Raw genomic sequence first — 17,470 nt, 5'->3', positions numbered from 1 at the left:
ACCCGGCCGACTTTTGGTGCGGGCGGGCCTTGGGGCGTGGGGGTGGGCCGGGTGTGTGGGGGTGGCGGCGTGAGAAGTCGGGTGGGCCGACTTCTCGTGTGGGCGGGGTGGTGCTGGTTGTGGGTGGCGGAGTTGGCCAGGGGGTGCCAGGTGGGCGTCGTCGGCTGGAAGTCGACCCGGCCGACTTTTGGTGCGGGCGGGCCTTGGGGCGTGGGGGTGGGCCGGGTGTGTGGGGGTGGCGGCGTGAGAAGTCGGGTGGGCCGACTTCTCGCGTGGGCTGGGTGATGCTGTTTGTGGGTGGCGGAGTTGGCCGGGGGGTGCCAGGTGGGCCTCGTCCGTTGGAAGTCGATCTGGCCGACTTTCGGGGTGGTCGAGCCTTGCAGTGTGGGAGGTGGCCTGGCCCTGCGGGGGTGGGGTCAGATTTGGGGGGTGGGGGTGAGGAAGGTGGTGAGGCGGGGGTTGAGGGTTTGGGCGGCGGCCATGGGGAGGTTGTGGTGGGCGGTGCCCGGAACGATGGCGACTTCTGCTTCGGGGAGGAGGCGGCGGGCGTATCGGGCGCTGTGGTGGGGGTTGTGGGGGCGGCTCTGGGCGGCGAGGAGGGTGAGGACGGGGGTGGTGAGGGTGCGGAGGCGTTCGGGGGAGGGGCGGGGGCCGGTCACGACGGGGGAGGAGGGGAAGTCGGCGTAGCCGAGGGCGTAGAGCTCGCGCCAGGCGGGGTCGAGGCGCGGGGTGTCGCCGGTTTCCCAGTCGAGGTAGGAGCGGGCGCGGGCCGGGGTGCGGTGGGGCAGGAAGAGGGGGAGGGCGCGCAGCAGGTAGCCGGGGCGGTAGCCCGTGAAGCACAGGCTGGGGTCGAGGAGGGCGAGCCGGCCGACCCGGGCGGGGGCGTGCAGCGCGTACTTCAGCGCGATCCAGCCGCCGTACGAGTGGCCGCAGAAGTCGGCTTGCCGGACGTCGAGTCCGTCGAGGACGGCGTCCAGCCAGCCGAGCAGTCCGGGGACGCCGTCGAGGGCGGCGCCGTCGTGGACGCTGCGGCCGGGGTCGCCGATGAGGTCGACGGCGAGGACGCGGTGTCCGGCCTCGGCCCAGGCGCCGGCGTTGGCGAACCACATGGTGGAGGTGGCGCCGCCGCCGTGGAGCAGGACGAGCGGGCGGCCGTCGGCGGGGCCGCAGGCGTTGATCCGGGTGGTGCCGTGGGCGGTGCGGACGGTGAGGGCCTCGACCGGGACGGGCCAGCGGGCGAGCAGGGCGTCGTAGGCGGCGAGGAAGGGGGCGGTGCGGGCGGACATGAGGGCCTCCGCGGGTGTGGTGTGATGGCGGCCGAGTCGGCTGAGAAGCTCGCTGGACAAGTATCGTGTTGAGCGAGTATCTCGCTGGGCGAGAGAATAGTGGCCATTGGCCTTTCCCGGGAAGGAGGACAGGTGTCCGAGGTTGCCGAGCCGATGCGGCTGGTCCATCTGTTGCGTGGTCTGACGGTCGAACTCGACCTGTTCGGCGCCGAGTTCGCGGCCCGCAACGGTCTGCACCCGACGGATCTGCGGGCGCTGATCCACCTGCTGGACGCGGCCAGGGCCGGGGAGGTGGTCACCCCGGGCCGGCTTGGCGCGGCACTGGGGCTGAACTCGGCGGGCACCACCGGCCTGGTGGACCGGCTGGAGCGGCTCGGGCTGATCCGGCGCGAGCGCGACCCGCGGGACCGGCGCCGGGTGCGGCTGCTGGTGGAGGACCGGGCGATGGAGCTGGGGGAGGGCTTCTTCGGCGGGCTGATCGGCGATCTGGTCGCGGCGATGCGGCAGTTCGAGCCGGGGGAGCTGGACACGGCCCGGCGGTTCCTGGCGGCGATGACCGAGGTGGTGTCGGCCGCCAGGGAGAGGTGACGGGGAGCGGTGGCAGGGGGCGGCGACAGGGGGACAGGCGGGGAAGGGGCTGGGACTACGAGGGGCCGAGGGTCCAGCTGATCACCGACAGCGTCGCCATCGACAGCAGCGTCGACCAGAGCACCGCGTCGCGGGCGAGGGCGGTGCCCTGCTGGTACTCGCGGGCGTAGGTGTACACGTTCTGGGCCGTGGGCAGCGCGGAGAACAGCACTACGGTGAGGAGCTGGTGCGCGGGCAGGTGGAGCAGCGGGCCGGCCACGGCGAGGGCGACCAGCGGCTGGACCAGGGTCTTGAGCGCGACGCTCAGCCCGACCTCGGTGCGGCGCGGACGGCCGTCCGCCGGCGGGCGGTTGTGCAGCGAGATGCCGAGGGTGATCAGCGCGGTCGGGACGCCGGCCCCGCCGAGCAGTTCGCAGGAACGATTCAGCTCGGCGGGCAGGTGGACGCCGGTCGCCGAGGCGACGGCGCCCAGGGCGGTGGCCAGCAGGATCGGGTTGCGGACGGGCAGGGTGAGCAGCGCCCGGCGGCCGGCCGCGCCGCCGTCCAGGGCGACCAGGACGGCGGGGGTGACCACCAGGATCTGGAACAGCACCACGGGTGCCACGAAGGAGGCGTCGCCGAGGACCTGCATGGTCACCGGGATACCGAGGTTGGCCGAGTTGACGTAGCCGGAGGCCATCGCGCCGATGGCGAGTTCGCCGGGCTTGCGCTGGAACAGCAGCCGCCCGGCGAGCAGCCCGAGGCCGATCGCGACCACGGTGCCCGCCGTGAAGGCGAGCATCGAGGCGTTGGCGAAGCGGTCCAGCGGGGTGCGGGCGATCATCAGGAACAGCGCGGCCGGCATCGCCACGTGGAAGACGAACCGGTTGAGCACCGTCTCGGCCTGCGGCCCGAGCAGTCCGGCACGGCCGACGACGTAGCCGACGCCGGTGAGCGCCCAGATCGGCGCGAATGCGGACAGCAGGGGATGCAGGGCTGGCATGGTTCCTCGGATCGCTCGGACGGACTGCCGGTGCGACGGGATCTCCCGTCGGGGGCGCCGATCTCCGAGCGCGGTGCCCCCCCGAAGCCCATGAACCCCCGGGGCAGTAAACCAGTGGCCGCGGGCGGGGTGATCAGTGGGCCTGTCGCGGGAACGCCAGCCGGACCGGCCGTCCGGGCCTACGATGAGCCGATGGAGAATCAGTACCTGAGCCTGTCCGAGGTGGAGACGATCGCGCGCCGAGCGCACCAGGGGCAGGTGGACAAGAACGGCCACCCGTACGGCGAGCACATCGCGGCGGTCGCCCGGGGGACGGCGGCGCGCGGCGGCAGTGCGGCGCAGATCGCGGCGGGTTGGCTGCACGACACTGTCGAGGACGACCGGCTGAGCCGGGAGTGGCTGGCCGGGGCCGCGCTGCCGGAGGAGACCAAGGTGATCGTCGACGCGCTCACCCGGCGCCCGGACGAGCCGGTCGAGGAGTACGCCGCGCGCATCCTGGCCACGCCGGGCGCGCTGCTGGTCAAGCGCGCTGACCTGGCGCACAACTCCGATCCGGCCCGCCTCGCCGCCCTGGACCCGGCGACCGCCGAGCGGCTGGCCGCCAAGTACGCGCGGATGCGCGAGTTGCTCGGGCTCGCCGGCGAGCTGTGACGGGCGGGCGGTGGCTCGAGGGCGGTGACTGGCGGGCCGTGACCGGCAGGCCGTGGCCCGGCGGGCCATGACCCGGCGGGCCGTGACCCGCCCAGGGACCAGGCGGCCGCCGGAGGAACCGCGAGAGGGCCCGGACCACGCGGGTCGCGCGGGTCCGGGCCCTCTCGGGCACCCCGGTGGTCCCTGTCCGACCCCCGGGGTGAGGGGGAGTGGTCAGGTGACGGGCGGTGGCCGGTGGACCGGCGGGGTCGGCTTAGTACCAGTGGTGGGTCTGCCAGAAGGCCCAGGCGGCGTTCGGGCTGCCGTAGCGGGTGTTCATGTAGTCCAGCGCCCACTTGATCTGGGTGGTCGGGTTGGTCTTCCAATCCGAACCCGCCGAGGCCATCTTGGAGCCCGGCAGCGCCTGGGCCAGGCCGTACGCGCCGGAGCTCGGGTTGGTCGCGGTCACGTTCCAGCTGGACTCGTGGGAGATGATCTGGCTGAACGAGGCCAGCTGGTTGGCCGGGACGATCTGGGCGGCGATGGCCTGCGGGGAGGCGGTGGCGGCGTTCGCGGTGGCGGGCAGGACACCCGCGCCCAGGGCGGTCAGACCGGCGGCGCCGGCGAGAATCGCGGCGGAAGTACGCATGCGGAGCTTGAAAGCGGGCATGAAGAAGAGGACCTCAATCGGGTTGGGCCGGTCGCGTCCCGCCCAGGACCACGGTCGGACAGGGGCCGGAACGGTCGCGGGGCGTGACTCGGCAGCAAGCCGTTCACCGGCGGGACAGGAGCCGGTGCGGCTGACGACGGAAGCCATTGTTGCCAGACCGGATCGGCCGTCGACAAGACGGCTTCCGTACGACTCACCGTCGTACGGACGGGGCCGCCGTGGATTCGAAGGGTCGGCCGTGCGAAGCGCGCCGACCGGCTTTGAGCTGCGCGGACGCGGGGAGCTCCGGGGCGGCGCGGGGGCTGCCGGGGTGTCTACTACCGTCCGTCGTGGTCGTTGATCACGTGTGAGCGCACTCACCGCTCGGGGCCCGGAGGACGTCACTCGGCGGTCCGGGCACAGCACGGTGGGTGCAGACGATCAACCCCGCGGTGAGACCGGCACCACAGCGCCGTGCTGAGACCGGCGCCACACCGCCGGGGTGGACGGGCCGGCCGGCGGTCAGCGCAGGTCGCCCAGCCGCCGGTGCCGGACCGCACGGGCCGCGAGCCGGTCCGCTTCGGCGGCCGCCGCCAGGGCGCCGAGCGCCGTGCCGACCGCCTGCCCGAGCCGGGCGCAGAAGGCCTCCCGTTCCTCGGCGGCGTCCGGCAGCTCCGGGACCACCTCGTCGACCAGCCCGACCTCGGCCAGGTGCTGCGCCCCGATCCCCTGGGAACGGGCCAGCTCGGCGGCGTGCGCGCCGTCCCGGTGGACGATCGCGGAGGCGCCCTCCGGCGGCAGCGGCGCCAGCCAGGCGTGTTCGGCGGCGATCACCCGGTCCGCCGGGAGCAGCGCGAGGGCCCCGCCGCCCGAGCCCTGGCCGAGCAGTACCGCCAGGACGGGCGTGCGCAGCGCGAGCAGGGTGGTGAGGCAGTGGGCGATCTCCACCGCGATGCCGTCCAGCTCGGCCTGGGCCGACAGCTCGGCGCCGGCCGTGTCCACCACGGTGACCAGGGGCAGCCCGAGCTGCTCGGCCAGGCGCGCGGTGCGCCGTACGGCCCGTAGGTCGGCGGCGGTGAAGGGTCGCTCGTGCTCGGGGGTCTGCCGCTGCTGGCCGACGACCACCACGGGCCGCCCGCCGAGCACGGCCAGCGCCCGGACCAGCGCGCCGCCGCGCCCGCCGGGGGCGTCCAGCAGCACCAGCTCCTCGGCGGCGTGCCGCAGCAGCTCGCGGGTGCCCGGGCGGTCGGGGCGACGGGTGCGCCGGACGGAGTCCCAGGCGTCGGGGCGTCCGGCGTCGGGGCGTCCGGCACCGGGTCGCCCGGCCTCGGGTCGCCCGGCGGGGTCCTTGGGCGTGGGCTCCGTGGAAGCGGGGCCCGGAGTACCCGGAGAAGGGGGCGGCGGCGTGGTGGCGAGGACGGCCAGCGCACGGCGGAGCAGTTCGCGCAGCTCCCGCGGCGGCACGACGGCGTCCACCAGTCCCTGGCCGGCGAGCGTCTCGGCGCGCTGGACGTCCGGCGGCAGCTCCACGCCGCGCAGTTCCTCGTACACCCGCGGGCCGAGGAAGCCGAGCCGGGCGCCCGGCTCGGCGAGGACCAGCTGCCCGAGCGTGCCCCAGGAGGCGAAGACCCCGCCCATGGTGGGGTTGCGCAGATAGGTGACATAGGGGAGGCCGGCGGCGCGGTGCGCCTGGACGGCGGCGGTGATCCGCAGCATGCACAGGAAGGCCGCCGACCCCTCCTGCATCCGCGTCCCGCCGGAGACCGGCAGGGCGAGCAGCGGCAGCCGTTCGGCGGTGGCGCGCTCGACGGCCCGGGTGATCCGTTCGGCGGTGGCGACGCCGATCGAGCCGCCGAGGAAGCCGAACTCGGAGGCGATGAGGGCGACCGGACGGCCGCCGATCAGGCCGAGGCCGGTGAGGACGGCCTCGTCCAGGCCGGTGCGCTCGCGGGCGCGGTCGAGCGAGGCGCGGTAGTCGGGGTCGGGGTCGATGCCGGGGTCGGTGCCGGGGTCGAGGCCGGTCCGGTCGACGGCCGGCGGCTCGTCCCAGCTGTGGAAGCCACCGGGGTCGACCAGCAGGCCGATCAGCTGGTGGGCCGTCAGTGCCGTGCCCGAGCCCGTACCCATGCCCACCCCGTCAGAGATCGTTCCGGTCCGGCCGTGATCCGCCACGCTACGGGGCACTCTATGCGGCGAGGTCCGGGCGGGACAGCTCCGACCTGAGTTCGATGACGGCCGACCCTGATGGCGGCCGGGCGGTTCGTGGGCGTCTGGCGGATGGCTCCGGGAAGCGGGTCGGGAGATTGGCGTACGGCTCAAGTCGCCGCAGGTAAAGGAGAGTTACTCGCCGGTTAATAGTTTCCCGCAAGGCTTCCGGAGTTGACGGTGTCCCGCCACACTGAGGGGCATGACTCGCACTCTACGCGCGTGGAAATCCCGCGCCGCCGCCGTCACCGCCGTCGCCCTGATGACCCTGGCCCCGGTCGCGGTCGCCACCGACGCGCACGCCGACGTGAGCGGCTCGGTCTGCCTCTCCGCCCTCCCCTCGCAGGCCGCCGACACCCTCGACCTGATCGCCTCCGACGGACCCTTCCCCTACTCCCAGGACGGCGTGGTCTTCCAGAACCGGGAAGGCGTCCTGCCCGGTGAGGTCTACGGCTACTACCACGAGTACACCGTCATCACCCCGGGCTCCCGGACCCGTGGCGCCCGCCGGATCGTGACCGGCCAGGACTACCGGGAGGACTACTACACCGGCGACCACTACGCCACCTTCTACCTGATCGACCAGACCTGCTGAGCGTCCGCTGACCGACCCGGGACGGAACGCCCCGGAACGCGCCCGACACGACGGTGGCCCCGGTTCACTTCCCTGCCGAGGTCACCGCCGTGCGGCAACGCCGAGGAGTGGTGCGGCAGCGCCGAGGGCCGGTGCGGCAGCTCCAAGGACCGGCGTGGCGGCGACGGCCGCGCCCGGCTCAGAGCTCGGACGACCCCCAGGCGCCCACCGTCAGCTCGTCCCCCACCCGCAGCGTGCCGGGCCGCAGCACGGCGAACTTGCTGCCGAACGCCACCCCGCCGGCCGCCGCCCGGCGGTAGCGGGCCAGCGTGCGCAACGGCTCCGGCCCCGCCTTGGCACCCGTGGACTGGTCCAGCGTCGTCACCGCGCAGCGGATCGCCAGCTTGGCGTAGCCCAGCTCGGCCCCGCCCACCTCGATCCTGCGGGCCAGGTCCTCGGTGTGCGGTTCGGTCCAGCCGTCCACCACCACGTTCGCCCGGAACCGGTCCATGGGCACGGGCGCGGCGCCGGAGAGCTCGTTGAGGTGCTCCAGCGAGGAGCGCGACACCAGGAGCACGGCGCAGCTGTCCGCGTAGCCCGACGTGCCCGGGGTCAGTCCGCTGGTCACCCGGTCGTGCTCCGGCGGCACCCGGACCAGCCGGCCGGGCGCGCCCAGCACCTCGGACAGCCAGTCGGCGGCCTCCTGGCCCTGATCGATGCCGAGGAACGGCAGGTCGAACATCCGCACCTCGCGGCGCGGGCCCCCGGTGTCCACCGCCACCGACACCGGTTCCATCCCGTCGGCGGTCAGCGTCAGCGACCGGCCGTCCTCCGCCACCGCCGGGCGGACGGTGGCCAGCACCCGGTCCCGGCGCTGGGAGCGGAACACGCCCTCCTCGTCCACCACCATGAACGCCCGGTCGTGGGCCAGTCCGGCCGGGGTGAGCTCCGCCCGCGCGGCCGGCACCCCGGCGCAGCCCTTCACCGGGTAGTACCGCAGCTCTGTCACCGTGGCCATCGTCCCGCCGCCCCCTTCGTCCCCGCGCGCCGTCCCGCGCCGGCGTACCGTTCCGCGCCGGCGTACCGTTCCACGCCTGCGCACCGTCCATCTCACTGACCTCACAGGGTAGTTGAGCGGTACGACGGGGGCCGGTGGGCGGTGCCCGGTGGACGGGCCCGGCACTTGCTAGGGTCGGGGGCATGGCACCACCGAGCAGCGCGAACCCCCCGGGGCGGCTCCGGCGGGACGCGCAGCGCAACCGTGACCAGCTGCTCGCCGCCGCCCGCGACATGTTCTCCCGGCACGGCCTCGACGTGCCGCTGGACCAGATCGCCAAGGAGGCCGGCGTCGGCAACGCCACCCTCTACCGGCACTTCCCGACCCGCGAGGCGCTGATCGGCGAGGTGTTCGCGGACGCCGGGGACGGTCTGGCCACGGCGGGCGAGGAGGCGCTCGCCGCCGAGGACGCCTGGAGCGGCCTCGAACGGTACTTCGAGCGGATCTTCGAACTGGTCGCCGCCGACCGGGGCGTCAACGACCTCGTCACCCAGGCCATCCCGGCCATCCCCGGAATGATCGAGATCAGCCGACAGCACGCCGCCACCGTCGGCGCCCTGATCGCCCGCGCCCAGGACCAGGGCACCATGCGCCGCGACGTGGTCACCATGGACCTGCTCTTCCTCCTCGGACCGCTCTGCCGCGCCCTGCCCGCCGCCACCGAGCTGCGCCCCGACCTCTGGCGCCGCTACCTCGCCCTCCTGCTCGACGGCTTCCGCGCCCGGGCCACCCACCCGCTGCCGGTCCCGCCGATCGGCGAGGAGCACCTGGACCGGATGTTCGCGGACCTCTGGGAGGCGGAACGGCCCGAGCAGTCGCAGCCGCAGGAGCCGCAGGAGCCTCCGCGGGCCTGAGCGTCTCGTCCGCACGGCATCAGGGACGCGTACGGAACGGCGGGCTCCGCGTCAGAGCCGCGTCAACGGGCCGGTGCCGCACGGGCGCGGACCGCTTTGCTGGGGTGGAATCGGCGCGATCCGGTGCACAGGCGTACGGGCGCGCGGCCGGCGGAGAGGCAGGAGCGGGGCCATGACGGACAGTGGTGCGGACGAGGGCCGGATCGTGGTCGGCGTCAGCGGCTCGCTCGGCAGCCTCGCCGCGCTGCACCACGCGGTGGCCGAGGCCCGCCGGACGGACGTCGAGGTGCTCGCGGTGCTCTGTTGGACCCCGCCCGGCGACGAACTCGGCTACCGCCGAACCCCCTGCCCGCCGGTGATCGACGCCGGCCGCGACGCCGCCGTGGCCCGGCTGCGGCAGGCCCTCGACGAGGCCTTCGCCGGACGCCACGCGGGCGTCCGCCTGCGCTGCCAGACCGTCCGCGGCGACACCGGCCACACGCTGGTGCGGTGCGCCGACCGCCCAGGGGACCTGCTCGTCCTGGGCGCCGGCCGGGACCGCGGCCGCCTGGCCCGACTGGTGCACCCCTCGGTCACGGCCTACTGCGTCCGGCACGCCACCTGCCCGGTCCTGGCCGTCCCGCGGCCGCCGCTGCAGCGCGACCTGGAGGCGCTGGAACGCGGCCACGGGCTGTGGGAGCCGGCGACGGGCGTGGGCGGCTAGGCCGTTCCGGCCGCCCCGGTCAGGCGAGCCTGGCCGCCTCGGCGAGGACGGCGGCGGTCCTCCGGCCGGCGGCCAGGGTGTCGGCGTCGGTGGCCGGGAGGCAGCGGCGGGCCTCGGGGCGGTACGTGGTCATCACCACACCGGCGTGGTCGGTGGGGAGTTCGAGCGCCTGTGCCGCCGACATCCGCTGTGTCAGAGCAGCGCTCAACCGCCGGGTGTGCCCGATGTCCACGATGTCGTCCGCCGTGCCGTGGACCAGCCAGAGCGGGACGGGGGACGGGCCGGCCGCCAGGTGGTCGAGCGGGGCCTCGCCGGTGGTGACGGCCGGGGTCGAGTACAGGGACGCGATGCCGACGGCGGCGGTGGGCCGCAGCTCGGCGGGGGTGGCCGGGTGGGTGGCGACGGCGATCGCCTCGCGGCCGCCCATCGACCAGCCGGCCAGGACGAAGCGGGTCGGGTCCCCGCCGTGGTCGGTGGCGATCCCGCGGGCCCGGGCCAGCGAGGCGAGTAGTTCCGCTCGGCCGCCGTCCGGCTGCTCGGCGTTCCAGTCCGGGACGAGCACCAGCAGTCCCAGTTCGGCGGCCTCCCGGGCCAGCGGTCGCAGTACGTCGCGCTCGTCCGGGCCGCTGCCGTGCCAGAGCAGCACGACGGGAGCCGGCCCGGTGCCGTCGGCGGTCGGAAGGTGGATGTCCGTCAGCCGCCCGGCGGCGTAGGGAGCCGTCCGGAACCGGGCGCTCGTCATGCGGGGTTTCCCTCCGATTCGGTGAATGATCACGGAGCTGCTACTGTACTTCTCGTTGCGAGGGAGTGATTCCTCCTCAGGCGTCAGTGGTGCTACCAGAGCACGTCCTACTTTCAGTAGGAAGAGTCCGTGCGACCCGGGCCTGGCGCTCCGAAGTCGGACTGGGTCCGGTGCCGTGAAGACGGCGCCGGGCCCAGTTCGCGTTTTCCCGGGAACGGACCGGGCGTTCAGGACCGCCGGCGTTCAGGACGGCCGGACGTTCAGGACGGCCGGACGTTCAGGACGGCTGGCGGTCGGAGCCGAGTTCGCGGGAGATCCGCAGGCCGACCTGGGCGACGACCGGGCCGAGGGCGCGGACCCGGGCGGCGGTCATCCGTGAGGTGAGGCCGGAGACGGACAGGGCGGCGGTGACCTCGCCGGTGTGGTCGAAGATCGGGGCGGCGACGCAGCGGACCTCGGGCTCGTTCTCGCGGTCGTCGATCGAGTAGCCGCGGGCGCGGATGCGGGCGAGGTCGGCGCGGAGCCGGGGCTCGTCGGCGATGGTCCAGGCGGTGACCGGGCGCAGCCCGGCCGCGACCACCTCGGCGACGGCCTCCTCGGGCAGCCAGGCGAGGATCGCCTTTCCGGTGGCGGTGCAGTAGGCGGGGGCCCGGCTGCCGACCCGGGAGGCCATCCGGACGTTGGTCTCGTCCTCGACCTTGTCCAGGTAGACGATCCCGGGGGCCTGCCAGACGGTCAGGTGGACGGTCTCGCCGGCCTCGCGCTGGAGCCGGCGCAGGTGTTCGGCGGCCACGCTGCGCAGGTCGAGGGTGGTCAGATAGGCCTGACCGAGCCGCAGCGAGCCGTGGCCGAGCCGGAACCAGCCGGTCTCGCGGTCCCGGTCGAGGAGGTGCTCGTCCAGCAGGGGGCCGGCCAGTCGCAGCACGGTGCTCTTGTTGAGGCCGAGTCCGTCGGCGAGTTGGGCGAGCGGCACGCCGCGCCCGTCGCCGTGGTCGCGGACGTAGCCGAGGACGGCGAGCGCGCGGCGCAGCGAGGAGGACTGGTTGCGTTCGGTCGCGGGTTTCTTGGGCGCCGTCTCCGTCATGGGTCCGTTCCCTGGTGTTGTTCTGCCGGTGTTCCCCCGCTGGTCGGCGGCGGTTGTCAGAACGTACCCGTTCGCCGTCGGATCGCCGCATCTTCGATACAACGTTGTGCACTGCAAAACTTTCACCAACTCCCTCTTGTTGGCGCCGATCGCCCCCGCCTAACGTCCCTGCCATCGAGCAGGCGACGTCGCCCCACCCGAGCGCTGCGCCCTGCCGTACCCCCACCACTTCACCCACCATCGGCCCCGGTCAGGGCCTGCTTCGACGTGCCCGTCCCCGGCGGCGGACGTCTCGGCGGCAGCTGTCGGGAGGGGAGGTCTCCACCATGCGACTCATCGGACGGACCGCCGCGGCCGTCGTGCTCGCCGCCGGCTGCCTGGCCGCCACCGCCTGTGCCCCCGGCACCGCCGCGCCGGCGAGCGACAAGGCCGCCGACGACCGGACCGGCACCCTGCAGGTCTGGCTGTACAACGAGGCGGGCAACGCGGCCAAGGAGGCCGTGATCGCCAAGGCCGTGACCGAGTTCCAGGCCTCCCACCAGGGCGTCACCGTCAACGTCAGCTACATCGACACCGACGCCTCGGCCCGCGCGGCCAAGATGAAGGGCGCCTTCAACGACCCGAACAGCGCCCCCGACCTGGTCGAGTTCGGCAACACCGACCTGCCCGGCTACGTCGCCGCCGGCGGCCTCGCCGACCTCACCGCCGAGCTCGGCACGTGGCAGGACAAGGGCGACCTCGACCCGGCGATCGCCAAGACCGCCGTGGTGGACGGCAAGACCTACGGCCTGCCCTGGTGGGTCGGCGTGCGCGCGCTGTACTACCGCACCGACCTGTTCACCGAGGCCGGCCTCGCCCCGCCGACCTCCTACGCCGAGCTGGTCGCCGCCACCCAGAGGATCCACGCCGCGCACCCGGACACCTTCGGCATCGCCGTCGGCGGCAAGTACACCTTCGCCGCGCTGCCCTTCGTCTGGGACGCGGGGGGCGACATCGCCGTCAAGGACGGTGCCGCGTTCAAGGCGGCGATCGACTCGCCCGCCTCGCAGGCCGGGATCAAGCGCTACACCGACCTGTTCGGCGCGGACGGCTGCCCCGCCCAGCAGTGCGCGGACCTGACCGGCGGCAAGACCGTCGACCTGTTCGCGGCCGGCAAGTCGGCGATGGCGGTGCTGCTCAACTCCAACCGCGGCAAGGTGGACGCGGGCGCGGTCAAGGGCAAGTACGGCGTGGTGCCGCTGCCCGGCGAGAAGGCCGGCTCGATCGCCCCGGCGTTCGCGGGCGGCAACAACCTGGGCGTGATGAAGGCGGCCAAGCACCGCACGCTGGCCGTCGAGTTCGCCGAGCTGCTGGCGAGCCCCACGTACCAGGAGCAGATGTACGACGCGATGGGCAACCTGCCGACGCTCAAGTCCGTCAGCGGCAAGGTCGCGGCGAAGGACGCGTTCCTGAAGCCGTTCACCGACACCATCGCGGCCGGCACGAAGTTCGTCCCGCTCGACCAGGGGTGGGCCCAGGTCGACGCCCAGTCGGTGATCCCGACGATGCTCCAGCAGGTCGTCACCGGCAAGGCGGACGTGGCCAAGGCCTCGGCCGACGCCGCCGCGCAGATCTCCTCGGCCTTCGCCGCGCACTGACGGCCGACCGCCGGTGCCCGGCCGCCGCCGGCCGCCGGCCACCGGCCGGGTACGGACGGCCCCCCTCCCGGTTCGTCTCAGAGAGCAGGTCCCGCACGTGTCCGTATCCACCTCGACCGCCCCGGCGCCGCCTTCCCCGCAGAGGCGCCGTGGGGGAAGGGCGCCGGCCGCACCCCCGGGCGGCCGGCGCCGGCGGCCCCCGCTGCTGCTGCTCCTGCCGGCCGCGGTCATCCTGATCCCGCTGGTCGCCTACCCGATCTACCAGCTCGGCCTGCTGTCCGTCCTGGACTTCGGGCAGGCCCAGGCCTCCGGCGGCGTCCCGACCTCCTTCGTCGGCTTCGGCAACTACGCGAAGATCCTGGAGGACGAGCAGTTCTGGACGGTGCTGTTCCAGACCATCGGCTTCGCCGCCTTCTGCGTGGTCGCCACCCTGGCCGTCGGCGCCACCCTCGCGGTGCTGCTCACCAAGGTCGGCCGGTGGCCGCGGCTGGTGCTGACCACCGCGGCGATGGCCGCCTGGGCGGCGCCGGCGATGACCGGTTCGACGGTGTGGAGCTTCCTGTTCGACACCAACCTCGGCCTGGTCAACCACACCCTGGAGGGCCTCGGGCTGTCCGGCTTCCACGAGTTCAACTGGTTCTACGACAAGTGGACGGCGTTCCTGATCGTCGGCGCCGTGGTGGTGTGGCACTCCTACCCGTTCGTGATGGTCACCCTCTACGCGGGCATCCGGGCGATCCCGGAGGAGATCATGGAGGCGGCCGCCCTGGACGGCGCCAACACCTGGACCACCTTCCGCCGGATCACGGCGCCGATGCTGCGGCCGATCCTGACCATCGTGGTCATCCAGTCGGTGATCTGGGACTTCAAGGTCTTCACCCAGGTCTACGTCATGACCGAGGGCGGCGGCATCGCCGGCCAGAACCTGGTGCTCAACGTGTACGCGTACCAGAAGGCGTTCGCCTCCTCGCAGTACGGGCTGGGCGCGGCGATCGGCGTGATCATGCTGCTGATCCTGGTGATCCCGACGGTCCTGTACATCCGCACGCTGCGACGGACGGGGAACGAACTGTGAGCCCGGCGAACTCCTCTCCCGCCGCCGTGAAGCCGGCCCGGAACACCCGTGGCCGGTGGCGGCTGGCCGCCAACACCGGCGCGGTCGTGCTGGCCGTGGTCACCGCCTTCCCGATCTTCTGGATGGTGCTGTCGGCCTTCAAGCCCAAGGGCGAGATCCAGTCCCTCGACCCCAGGCCGTGGACCGCCCACCCCACGCTGGACAGCTTCCGTCAGGTGCTCAGCGTGGACGGCTTCGGCCGCTACTTCGTGAACAGCCTGGTGGTCGCGCTGTCGGTGGTGGTGCTGTCGGCGATCGTGGTCTTCCTGGCGGCGGTGGCCGTGACCCGGTTCCGCTTCAGGTTCCGCACCACCATCATGGTGATGTTCCTGATCGCCCAGATGATCCCGGTCGAGGCGCTGACCATCCCGCTGTTCTTCATGTTCCGCGACGCCGGGCGGTTCGCCCCGGGCGTCGGGCTGAACACCCTGGCCTCGCTGGTCCTGGTGCAGCTGGCGTTCTCGCTGCCGTTCGGGATCTGGATGATGCGCGGTTTCGTCGCGGCCGTGCCGGTCTCGATCGAGGAGGCGGCGCAGATCGACGGGGCCGGCCGGACCCGCATCCTGTGGCGGATCCTGCTGCCGCTGGTGGCGCCGGGCCTCGCCGCGACCAGCGTGTTCTCCTTCATCGCGGCGTGGAACGACTTCGTCTTCGCCAAGACCTTCATCATCAGTGCCACCCAGAACCAGACGCTGCCCTCGGCGCTGCTGGTCTTCTTCAAGCCGGACGAGAACGACTGGGGCGGCATCATGGCGGCGTCCACGCTGATGACCGTGCCGGTGCTGATCTTCTTCATCGCGGTGCAGCGCAGGCTGGTCTCCGGGCTGGCCGGTGCGGTGAAGGACTGACCTCCGCCGGTGGCCGCGCACCCGGGAGTCCCGCCGTCGGCCGGGACTCCCTCGGCCGTTCGGGGCCCGGCGTGGCAGCGCGGGGCCCGGAGGGGCCGTGCGGGCCGGGCGGTCTCAGGAGACGAAGCCGACGATGTCGGTGCCCGTCCGGCGCCGCGCCTGCCGGAGCCAGCCGACGACCTCCGCGACGGCCTCGGCCACCTCGCGCTCCGGCGCCGGGGTACGGCCCTCGCGCTCGGCCTGTTCGAACTGGTCCACTGCCTTTCGGCAGGCCTCGGCCGGCCAGGCGCTGCAGGACGGCACGTCGCAGGAGGGCAGTTCGGCGGGAAGGCCGCCGCCGTACTGGAAGTCCGCGACCGAGACCGCGGTGATCCCGTACGCCTTCAGGCCGTCGTCGACCACCTCCAGCCAGTCGCCCCGGAACGGTCCGAAGGAGTCGACGTCCAGGGGCCGGCCGACGAGCCAGCACAGCCGCCGGTACGCGTAGCCGTACTGGAAGGCGTGGTCCTCGTTCCCGGAGAAGGGACCGCCGTGCACCACGGCGCGCAGTGCCTCCAGGGCGGTCGGAGCGCCCTGCGCGATCTCGTCGGCGAAGTGCTCGTCGGACCTGTCCAGGGACGGGCCGAAGTACGCGAGGGCCTCCTCGAGCGCCCCGTCGTCGCCGCTGCCGACGCGGACACGGAGCTCCGCGGGGTCGACCAGGTACGCGCGCAGGAAGGAACTCATGGCAGCACGGTAGCGGTCGCAACGGACCGCCGGCTCGGCGGGGCGGTCCTCCTCGGCCATCGGGGCGCTCCCTGAACCGTCTTGCCAGGAAGGCAAATTGACGGAGGGCGCGGCCAGGCGCCGGGCCTGGGGGAGAGCGGGTGGCAGGGGTGGCCGGCTCGCCGGGGGAGGGCTCAGGCCGCCGCCGCGGAGTCCCGGGTCGGGACGGCGACCAGCACGAACTCCGCACCGGCGTCGTCCCGGACCAGCGCGGTGCGGCCGAACGGTGCCGGCGCCGGCCCGGCGACGACGGTGCCGCCGAGGGCGCGCAGCCGCTCGGCCGTGCGGTCGGTGTCCGCGGTCGCGAAGTGGACCAGCCAGCGCGCTTCCTCGCCCTGGCCGGCGGGGCCGATGCTGCACGCGGGCAGACCGGCCACCCGGGCGAGGGTGTGGCCCGCCCGGGGCCGGTCGTAGCCGTAGCCGAGGACCCGGCGATAGAAGGCACGGGCGGCGTCGGGGTCGGGGGAGAGGTGCTCGTTCCAGGCGAGCGCGCCCGGCTCGTCGACCAGGCCCGCGCCGTCGATGGTGCCGGCCCGCCAGAGCCCGAAGCGGGCGCCGAGCGGGTCGACGGCGAGTGCGGCGCGGCCCTGATCGGGCACGTCGTACGGCTCACGGGTGACGCGGCCGCCGGCGGCCCGGACGGTGGCGAGGGTGCGCGGCGGATCGGGGCAGGCGAGGAAGGTGGTCCAGTCGGCGGGGGGCCGGGTGCCGGGCGGGCCGGTCGTCCGGGCCCGTTCGACGGCCGCGACCTGGACGCCGTACCGGGTGGCCACCGCCTCGTCGGGGCCGGTCGGGACGAACTCCCAGTCGAACAGCGCACCGTAGAAGGCCCGCGCCCGTGCGGTGTCCGGCGTGGTGAGCACGACCCAGCACGGGACCCCGGCGTGGTAGGTGCCCGGCTTCGGCATGCGGCCCTCCTGGCGGGCCCGGCGCCCGGTGCCCGGTGTTCGGCGCCGGGGGTTCGACCCCGGTGTCCGACGCCCGGTGTCCGGGCGCCGCCGGCCCCACTCGCCAGCCTCCGCGCCGGGCGGGCGCGCGGCAAGCGGGGGAGTCAGCGGCACGCGGGGAGTCGGCGCAAGCGGGGAGTCAGCGGCACGCGGGGAGTCAGGACACTCCGTGCGGCCGGAACTGGATGCTGATCCGCGGGCCGACCGGGCGGGCCGTCTTGGGGATCGCGTGCTCCCAGGTGCGCTGGCAGGAGCCGCCCATCACGACCAGGTCCCCGTGCCCGAGCGGGTGGCGGACGACGGCCCCGCCGCCGAACCTGGGCCGCAGCGCCAGGGTGCGCGGCTCGCCGACGGAGAGGATCGCCACCATGGTGTCCTCGCGGGCGCCGCGCCCGATCCGGTCGCCGTGCCAGGCCACGCTGTCCCGGCCGTCCCGGTAGTAGCAGAGGCCGAGGGTGCGGAACGGCTCGCCCAGTTCCCGGGCGTAGTGCCGGCTCAGCGCCGTCCGGGCCAGGCCGAGCACGGGATGCGGCGGTTCGGCCTGGGCCGGGTAGGACGCCAGCAGGCGCGGGACGTCGACCGTCCGCTCGTACATCTCGCGGCGCTCGGCCCGCCAGGGCACGTCGGCGGCCAGCCGTTCGAACAGCTCGTCCGCGCCGTGCAGCCAGCCCGGGAGCAGGTCCAGCCAGGCGCCGTCGCCGAGTGGCTGCCGCCGCAGGCCGTCGAGCGGGCCGAGGCGGATGCCGCTGCGGTCCGCGTCGTCGAACAGCGAGGGCTGGAGGTGGACGGTGCCGTGCATGGGGTC

The 17,470-nt window shown here is 74.0% G+C and carries 18 protein-coding genes; 8 read left to right on the top strand and 10 right to left on the bottom strand.

Translation table 11 applies throughout. The features are described from left to right. Positions 1–416: 416 nt before the first annotated feature. The gene (locus ACFWP2_RS08765) at positions 417–1,286 is read right to left on the bottom strand and encodes an alpha/beta fold hydrolase (protein WP_380449541.1); all 870 of its coding nucleotides are present in this window, start codon (positions 1,284–1,286) and stop codon (positions 417–419) included. Between the two features lie 153 nt (positions 1,287–1,439). Here ACFWP2_RS08765 and ACFWP2_RS08760 point away from each other — a divergent pair, with 153 nt between their 5' ends. After that, complete coding sequence (locus ACFWP2_RS08760) at positions 1,440–1,874, top strand: MarR family transcriptional regulator (protein ID WP_380449607.1); 435 nt, start codon at positions 1,440–1,442, stop codon at positions 1,872–1,874. A 55-nt stretch (positions 1,875–1,929) separates the two neighbouring features. Here the strand turns inward: ACFWP2_RS08760 and ACFWP2_RS08755 are convergent, their stop codons facing one another. Further along, a complete protein-coding gene (locus tag ACFWP2_RS08755) occupies positions 1,930–2,856 on the bottom strand; it encodes an AEC family transporter (protein ID WP_380449540.1) in 927 nt (308 codons plus the stop codon). A gap of 192 nt (positions 2,857–3,048) precedes the next feature. On the opposite strand from ACFWP2_RS08755, the gene ACFWP2_RS08750 reads away from it, so the two are divergent. Continuing rightward, positions 3,049–3,507, top strand: a complete 459-nt coding sequence (locus ACFWP2_RS08750) for an HD domain-containing protein (protein WP_380449539.1) — start codon at positions 3,049–3,051, stop codon at positions 3,505–3,507. 253 nt (positions 3,508–3,760) lie between these two features. On the opposite strand, the gene ACFWP2_RS08745 is transcribed toward ACFWP2_RS08750, so the two are convergent. Continuing rightward, positions 3,761–4,135 carry a transglycosylase SLT domain-containing protein gene (locus ACFWP2_RS08745; protein ID WP_380449538.1) on the bottom strand — a complete coding sequence of 125 codons (375 nt, stop codon included), beginning with the start codon at positions 4,133–4,135 and terminating at the stop codon, positions 3,761–3,763. Between the two features lie 522 nt (positions 4,136–4,657). Then, the gene (locus tag ACFWP2_RS08740; protein ID WP_380449537.1) at positions 4,658–6,262 is read right to left on the bottom strand and encodes a carboxyl transferase domain-containing protein; all 1,605 of its coding nucleotides are present in this window, start codon (positions 6,260–6,262) and stop codon (positions 4,658–4,660) included. Between the two features lie 340 nt (positions 6,263–6,602). Here ACFWP2_RS08740 and ACFWP2_RS08735 point away from each other — a divergent pair, with 340 nt between their 5' ends. After that, positions 6,603–6,935, top strand: a complete 333-nt coding sequence (locus tag ACFWP2_RS08735; protein WP_380449606.1) for a ribonuclease — start codon at positions 6,603–6,605, stop codon at positions 6,933–6,935. Between the two features lie 178 nt (positions 6,936–7,113). Here the strand turns inward: ACFWP2_RS08735 and ACFWP2_RS08730 are convergent, their stop codons facing one another. After that, complete coding sequence (locus tag ACFWP2_RS08730) at positions 7,114–7,932, bottom strand: MOSC domain-containing protein (RefSeq protein ID WP_380449536.1); 819 nt, start codon at positions 7,930–7,932, stop codon at positions 7,114–7,116. A 182-nt stretch (positions 7,933–8,114) separates the two neighbouring features. Here ACFWP2_RS08730 and ACFWP2_RS08725 point away from each other — a divergent pair, with 182 nt between their 5' ends. Continuing rightward, positions 8,115–8,825: a TetR/AcrR family transcriptional regulator gene (locus ACFWP2_RS08725; RefSeq protein ID WP_380449535.1), complete on the top strand. Its 711-nt coding sequence runs from the start codon at positions 8,115–8,117 to the stop codon at positions 8,823–8,825. Positions 8,826–8,997: 172 nt separating this feature from the next. Then, on the top strand, positions 8,998–9,528 hold the full coding sequence (locus ACFWP2_RS08720) for a universal stress protein (RefSeq protein ID WP_380449534.1): 531 nt from the start codon (positions 8,998–9,000) through the stop codon (positions 9,526–9,528). 19 nt (positions 9,529–9,547) lie between these two features. On the opposite strand, the gene ACFWP2_RS08715 is transcribed toward ACFWP2_RS08720, so the two are convergent. After that, complete coding sequence (locus ACFWP2_RS08715; RefSeq protein ID WP_380449533.1) at positions 9,548–10,270, bottom strand: alpha/beta hydrolase family protein; 723 nt, start codon at positions 10,268–10,270, stop codon at positions 9,548–9,550. 277 nt (positions 10,271–10,547) lie between these two features. Further along, positions 10,548–11,354, bottom strand: coding sequence for an IclR family transcriptional regulator (locus ACFWP2_RS08710; RefSeq protein ID WP_049650658.1), 807 nt, complete (start codon positions 11,352–11,354; stop codon positions 10,548–10,550). A 326-nt stretch (positions 11,355–11,680) separates the two neighbouring features. Between ACFWP2_RS08710 and ACFWP2_RS08705 the strand changes: the two genes are divergently transcribed. From ACFWP2_RS08705 to ACFWP2_RS08695, 3 genes are all read left to right on the top strand, one after another. Beyond that, positions 11,681–12,991, top strand: coding sequence for an extracellular solute-binding protein (locus tag ACFWP2_RS08705; RefSeq protein ID WP_380449532.1), 1,311 nt, complete (start codon positions 11,681–11,683; stop codon positions 12,989–12,991). 97 nt (positions 12,992–13,088) lie between these two features. Continuing rightward, positions 13,089–14,066 carry a carbohydrate ABC transporter permease gene (locus ACFWP2_RS08700; RefSeq protein ID WP_380449531.1) on the top strand — a complete coding sequence of 326 codons (978 nt, stop codon included), beginning with the start codon at positions 13,089–13,091 and terminating at the stop codon, positions 14,064–14,066. After that, the gene (locus tag ACFWP2_RS08695; protein WP_380449530.1) at positions 14,063–14,953 is read left to right on the top strand and encodes a carbohydrate ABC transporter permease; all 891 of its coding nucleotides are present in this window, start codon (positions 14,063–14,065) and stop codon (positions 14,951–14,953) included. The genes ACFWP2_RS08700 and ACFWP2_RS08695 overlap by 4 nt, the downstream gene beginning before the upstream one ends. Before the next feature lie 114 nt (positions 14,954–15,067). Here ACFWP2_RS08695 and ACFWP2_RS08690 read toward each other — a convergent pair whose 3' ends face one another. The 3 genes from ACFWP2_RS08690 to ACFWP2_RS08680 all read right to left on the bottom strand — a co-directional run bounded on the left by ACFWP2_RS08690 (position 15,068) and on the right by ACFWP2_RS08680 (position 17,464). Next, positions 15,068–15,679: a hypothetical protein gene (locus ACFWP2_RS08690; protein WP_380449529.1), complete on the bottom strand. Its 612-nt coding sequence runs from the start codon at positions 15,677–15,679 to the stop codon at positions 15,068–15,070. A 173-nt stretch (positions 15,680–15,852) separates the two neighbouring features. Next, positions 15,853–16,626, bottom strand: coding sequence for a VOC family protein (locus ACFWP2_RS08685; RefSeq protein WP_380449528.1), 774 nt, complete (start codon positions 16,624–16,626; stop codon positions 15,853–15,855). 196 nt (positions 16,627–16,822) lie between these two features. Further along, positions 16,823–17,464, bottom strand: a complete 642-nt coding sequence (locus ACFWP2_RS08680) for an alpha-ketoglutarate-dependent dioxygenase AlkB (RefSeq protein WP_380449527.1) — start codon at positions 17,462–17,464, stop codon at positions 16,823–16,825. Positions 17,465–17,470: the final 6 nt, after the last annotated feature.

Source organism: Kitasatospora sp. NPDC058444 (genome assembly GCF_042721415.1).
Lineage (GTDB): Bacteria > Actinomycetota > Actinomycetes > Streptomycetales > Streptomycetaceae > Kitasatospora.
This window is presented reverse-complemented; position numbering and strand designations above follow the sequence as displayed.

Coding starts and splice junctions, on each gene's coding strand:
- ACFWP2_RS08730 (WP_380449536.1), bottom strand. CDS start 7,932: ATGGCCACGGTGACAGAGCTGCGGTACTACCCGGTGAAGGGCTGCGCC.
- ACFWP2_RS08680 (WP_380449527.1), bottom strand. CDS start 17,464: ATGCACGGCACCGTCCACCTCCAGCCCTCGCTGTTCGACGACGCGGAC.
- ACFWP2_RS08725 (WP_380449535.1), top strand. CDS start 8,115: ATGGCACCACCGAGCAGCGCGAACCCCCCGGGGCGGCTCCGGCGGGAC.
- ACFWP2_RS08705 (WP_380449532.1), top strand. CDS start 11,681: ATGCGACTCATCGGACGGACCGCCGCGGCCGTCGTGCTCGCCGCCGGC.
- ACFWP2_RS08755 (WP_380449540.1), bottom strand. CDS start 2,856: ATGCCAGCCCTGCATCCCCTGCTGTCCGCATTCGCGCCGATCTGGGCG.
- ACFWP2_RS08710 (WP_049650658.1), bottom strand. CDS start 11,354: ATGACGGAGACGGCGCCCAAGAAACCCGCGACCGAACGCAACCAGTCC.
- ACFWP2_RS08740 (WP_380449537.1), bottom strand. CDS start 6,262: ATGGGTACGGGCTCGGGCACGGCACTGACGGCCCACCAGCTGATCGGC.
- ACFWP2_RS08750 (WP_380449539.1), top strand. CDS start 3,049: ATGGAGAATCAGTACCTGAGCCTGTCCGAGGTGGAGACGATCGCGCGC.
- ACFWP2_RS08735 (WP_380449606.1), top strand. CDS start 6,603: ATGACCCTGGCCCCGGTCGCGGTCGCCACCGACGCGCACGCCGACGTG.
- ACFWP2_RS08765 (WP_380449541.1), bottom strand. CDS start 1,286: ATGTCCGCCCGCACCGCCCCCTTCCTCGCCGCCTACGACGCCCTGCTC.
- ACFWP2_RS08690 (WP_380449529.1), bottom strand. CDS start 15,679: ATGAGTTCCTTCCTGCGCGCGTACCTGGTCGACCCCGCGGAGCTCCGT.
- ACFWP2_RS08720 (WP_380449534.1), top strand. CDS start 8,998: ATGACGGACAGTGGTGCGGACGAGGGCCGGATCGTGGTCGGCGTCAGC.
- ACFWP2_RS08685 (WP_380449528.1), bottom strand. CDS start 16,626: ATGCCGAAGCCGGGCACCTACCACGCCGGGGTCCCGTGCTGGGTCGTG.
- ACFWP2_RS08715 (WP_380449533.1), bottom strand. CDS start 10,270: ATGACGAGCGCCCGGTTCCGGACGGCTCCCTACGCCGCCGGGCGGCTG.
- ACFWP2_RS08760 (WP_380449607.1), top strand. CDS start 1,440: ATGCGGCTGGTCCATCTGTTGCGTGGTCTGACGGTCGAACTCGACCTG.
- ACFWP2_RS08745 (WP_380449538.1), bottom strand. CDS start 4,135: ATGCGTACTTCCGCCGCGATTCTCGCCGGCGCCGCCGGTCTGACCGCC.